The organism is Leucobacter soli (assembly GCF_042659205.1).
Taxonomy (GTDB): domain Bacteria; phylum Actinomycetota; class Actinomycetes; order Actinomycetales; family Microbacteriaceae; genus Leucobacter; species Leucobacter soli.
Genome location: NZ_JBHSRW010000193.1, coordinates 1 through 4,393 on the forward strand (window position 1 = coordinate 1; position 4,393 = coordinate 4,393).

4 protein-coding genes are annotated in these 4,393 nt (G+C 69.9%); all 4 read left to right on the forward strand.

The features are described from left to right. The first annotated feature begins 186 nt into the window (after window positions 1-186). Entirely contained in the window at window positions 187-750 is a 564-nt protein-coding gene (gene hpt, locus ACFPZL_RS10465) for a hypoxanthine phosphoribosyltransferase (RefSeq protein ID WP_218116295.1), read from the forward strand. Between the two features lie 243 nt (window positions 751-993). Further along, a complete protein-coding gene (gene ftsH, locus ACFPZL_RS10470) occupies window positions 994-3,021 on the forward strand; it encodes an ATP-dependent zinc metalloprotease FtsH (protein WP_218116296.1) in 2,028 nt (675 codons plus the stop codon). Next, window positions 3,018-3,611: a GTP cyclohydrolase I gene (gene folE / locus ACFPZL_RS10475; RefSeq protein ID WP_218116297.1), complete on the forward strand. Its 594-nt coding sequence runs from the start codon at window positions 3,018-3,020 to the stop codon at window positions 3,609-3,611. The genes ftsH and folE overlap by 4 nt, the downstream gene beginning before the upstream one ends. 20 nt (window positions 3,612-3,631) lie before the next feature. Further along, window positions 3,632-4,393, forward strand: a 762-nt coding sequence (folP, locus tag ACFPZL_RS10480) for a dihydropteroate synthase (protein WP_382335344.1), incomplete at its 3' end; no start/stop codon positions are given.

The following is a 4,393-nucleotide window of genomic DNA, read 5'->3' on the forward strand; positions in this document are numbered from 1 at the left end:
CATGCTCGTCGCCCGAGACCGGGACCGGGACCGAGGTCCGGGCGCAAGGGCCGGCGCGGGGCCTGGTGCCGGATCGGACGCCGGGGCGGAGCCGGGGCCGACTGAAGGGCCGTCAGAGGAGCGGCGCACGACCTGAGATCGAGGCGCCCCCGGGTGGTCGTGGTCGCGCGCCGGTACAGTAGCTGCATGGATGCGAAAGATCTGGGCGACGAACTCTCGAAGATTCTGGTCACCGAGGAGCAGCTGCGGACTCGACTGGCCGAGATGGCGCGCCAGATCGAGGCCGACTACCCGGCCGATCGCCCGCCGCTGCTCGTCGGCGTGCTCAAGGGCGCGGTCATGGTGATGGCCGATCTGGCCCGCGAACTGCGCTTCCACGCCGAGATGGACTGGATGGCGGTCTCTTCGTACGGAGCGAGCACCAAGTCCAGCGGCGTGGTGCGGATCCTGAAGGATCTCGACACGGCGCTGGAGGGTCGTGACGTGCTGATCGTCGAGGACATCATCGACTCCGGCCTGACCCTCGCCTGGCTGAAGGAGAACTTGGAGTCGCGCGGAGCGAAGTCGGTGCGCATCTGCACGATGCTGCGCAAGCCGGACGCCGCGAAGGTCGAGGTGGACGTGGCGTACGTGGGCTTCGACATCCCCACGGATTTCGTCGTGGGCTACGGGCTGGACTACGCCGAGCGCTACCGGAACCTCCGCGACGTCGGCGTCCTCGCGCCGCACGTGTACGCCGGCGAGGACTGACGGCGCGGACCGGAAGCGCGGACCGGCCGTGCGGATTTGAAGGCCGGACCGGCGTCGATGCCCGGCGGCTGACCCGCGCGATCGCCTCGCGGCGGCTGCGATACGGCGCCGTGGCTCCGCTCTGAGAGAAACCCGCGATGATTTCCCCAGATCAGCGGGAAGTCGACTGGATCTCGCAGAAAAAATGTCGGGGGCGACGACTACGCTTGTGGAAGTTCCTTCCCGCGCGAGAAAGGCCGCAACTTGGCTGAAACAGCACCCAATGGATCGCGAGCGCGGCGGCTCTTCCGCGGGCCGCTCCTCTATCTGATCCTGGCGCCATTGATCGTGCTCCTCGGCTGGTCGCTGCTCGGCGGCGGCGGTGCGCGCGAGGTCACGACGCAGCGCGGGCTCGAGATGCTGAGCGCCGGGCAGGTGACGCAGGCCGAGATCATCGACGGCGACCAGCGGGTCAACCTCGTGCTCGCGAAGGCGGACGAGAAGACCGGATCGACCGAGGTCTTCTTCTACTACGTCAACCAGCGCGGCGAGGACGTGGTCGCGGCCGTCGGCGACGCCAAGCCGAAGGACGGCTTCACGGATCAGGTGCCGCAGCCGAATCCGTTCTGGTCGATCATGGGGTTCATCCTCCCGCTCGCGCTCATCGGACTCTTCTTCTGGTGGATGCTCTCCTCGATGCAGGGCGGCGGCAACAAGGTGATGCAGTTCGGCAAGTCGCGGGCCAAGCTGAACACCAAGGAGATGCCGCAGGTGACCTTCGCCGACGTCGCCGGTGCCGACGAGGCGGTCGAGGAACTGTACGAGATCAAGGACTTCCTGCAGGATGCCTCGCGCTTCCAGGCGGTCGGCGCCCGCATTCCGAAGGGCGTGCTGCTGTACGGTCCGCCCGGCACCGGCAAGACGCTGCTCGCGCGCGCGGTCGCCGGCGAGGCCGGCGTGCCCTTCTACTCGATCTCGGGGTCGGACTTCGTGGAGATGTTCGTCGGCGTCGGCGCCAGCCGCGTGCGGGATCTCTTCAAGGAGGCGAAGGCGAACGCACCCGCGATCATCTTCGTCGACGAGATCGACGCGGTCGGACAGCGGCGCGGCCAGGGCATGGGCGGAGGCCATGACGAGCGCGAGCAGACGCTGAACCAGCTGCTCGTCGAGATGGACGGCTTCGACCCGAAGACGAACGTGATCATGATCGCGGCCACCAACCGCCCCGACATGCTCGATCCGGCGCTGCTGCGCCCCGGCCGCTTCGACCGCCAGATCGGCGTCGACGCTCCCGACATGAAGGGGCGCAAGGCGATCCTCGAGGTGCACGCGAAGGGCAAGCCGCTCTCGCAGAACGTCGACCTCGACGTGGTCGCGCGCAAGACGCCGGGCTTCTCGGGCGCCGATCTCGCCAACGTGCTCAACGAGGCGGCGCTCCTCACCGCCCGTTCCAATGCACAACTGATCGACAACCGCGCGCTCGACGAGGCGATCGATCGTGTCATCGCCGGCCCGCAGCGCCGCACCCGTGTGATGAAGGATCATGAGAAGCTGATGACCGCCTACCACGAGGGCGGCCACGCCCTGGTCGCGGCGGCACTGAACCACACCGATCCCGTCACGAAGATCACGATCCTGCCCCGCGGCCGCGCCCTCGGCTACACCATGGTGATCCCGCTCGAGGACAAGTACTCGGTCACGCGCAACGAGCTGCAGGATCAGCTCGCCTATGCGCTGGGCGGGCGCGTCGCCGAAGAGCTCGTGTTCCACGACCCGACCACTGGGGCGGGCAACGACATCGAGAAGGCGACGGCGACCGCGCGCAAGATGGTCACCGAGTACGGCATGTCCGCGACGCTCGGCCCGGTGCGTCTCGGGCAGGCGCAGGCGTCGCCCTACCTCGGGGAGTTCGGCAGCACCAGGGACTACAGCGAAGGCGTCGCGGTCTCGGTCGACAGCGAGGTCCGCGCGCTCATCGAGCAGGCGCACGACGAGGCTTACGAGGCGCTCGTGAAGAACCGCGCCGTGCTCGATCGGCTGGCGGGCGAGCTGATGGAGAAGGAGACGCTGGATCACATCCAGGTCGCCGAGATCTTCGCCGATGTCGAGAAGCTGCCAGAGCGGAACCTGTGGCTCTCGAGCGATCAGCGGCCCGTCAGCGACCTGCCTCCCATCGAGATCCCCGAGAGCGTGCGCACGGATGATGCGCTCGCCGATCCGGCGAAGCCCACGGGAGACGACGCGGCGAAGCCGGCGGGCGGGGCGCCCGACGACGGGGCGGCCGTCCCGTGAGCGCGGGCGTCGACCGGGAGCGCATCGCCGCCGCGGTGCGCGAACTGCTCAGCGCCATCGGTGAGGATCCGCTCGACGAGACCTACGCCGAGACCCCGGGGCGGGTCGCCGAGGCCTACGCGGAGTTCTTCGCCGGCGTCGGGGTCGATCCGCTGATCCACCTGCGCGACACGATGCCCATCGGTGAAAACAGCGGCGAGCTCGTGCTGCTGCGCGACATCACCCTGCGGTCGGTCTGCGAACACCACCTGCTGCCCTTCCGCGGGCGCGCGCATGTGGCCTACCGGCCCGGCGATCGGGTCGCCGGGCTCGGGGCGATTCCGCGCGTGGTCGCCACGTTGGCCGCGCGACCGCAGCTGCAGGAGAGGCTCGGCGAGCAGATAGCCGAAGCGCTCGAGACCGGCCTCGATGCCGCGGGCGTTCTCGTCGTGCTCGAGGCCTCACACGGCTGCGTCTCCGATCGCGGGGCCCAGCAGGCCGAGGCGCGCGTCGTCTCGATGGCCTCCCGGGGGGTGTTCACCCGGCCCGTCGAGCGGGCGGAAGTGCTCACGCTCCTCACCGCGAGCGAACCGGGCCGGGGCCGGCAGTGACTCGGACAATTCCCCTGGTGATGGGGATCGTGAATACGACCCCCGACTCCTTCAGCGACGGCGGGCGGTTCCTCGGCCCGGACGCGGCGATCGCCCACGGGCTGGAGCTCATCGCGCAGGGCGCCGACATCGTCGATGTCGGCGGAGAGTCGACGCGACCGGGCGCCTCGCCCGTGCCCGTCGAGGAGGAGCAGCGCCGCGTCCTGCCCGTCATCGAGGCCCTCGCCGCCGCCGGCGCAGTCGTCTCGATCGACACCATCCACGCGGCCACCGCCCGGGCTGCGATCGCCGCCGGCGCCACCATCGTCAACGACGTCTCCGGCGGACTGCACGATCCCGACATCCTGCGCGTCGCCGCGGACTCGGACGCCACCTACATCGCCATGCACTGGCGGGGGGTACCCGATCCCGCGCATCGCCGTTCGGAGTACGCCGACGTCGTCGCCGAGGTGCGCGACGACCTGGCCCGGCTCGCCGAGACGGCCCGTGCGGCGGGGATCTCGCACGAGCGCCTCGTGCTCGATCCGGGGCTCGGCTTCGACAAGACGACCGCCCAGGGCTGGCAGCTGCTGGCCGGCCTGCCACGGCTCCAGGAACTCGGATATCCCGTCCTCGTCGGCGTCTCGCGCAAGCGCATGGTGCTCGAGACGCTCGCCTCGTCGAGCGTCTCGACGGCGGAGCCGCTCGCCGCGCGCGGCGAGGTGACGATGGCGGATCGGGATCTCGCGACCGCGGTGGTCAGCGCGTTGAGCGCGGGCGTCTCCGCCTGGGGCGTGCGCGTG

Excerpts from the sequence above, each read along its gene's own strand:
- hpt (WP_218116295.1), top strand. The coding sequence starts at position 187 with ATGGATGCGAAAGATCTGGGCGACGAACTCTCGAAGATTCTGGTCACC.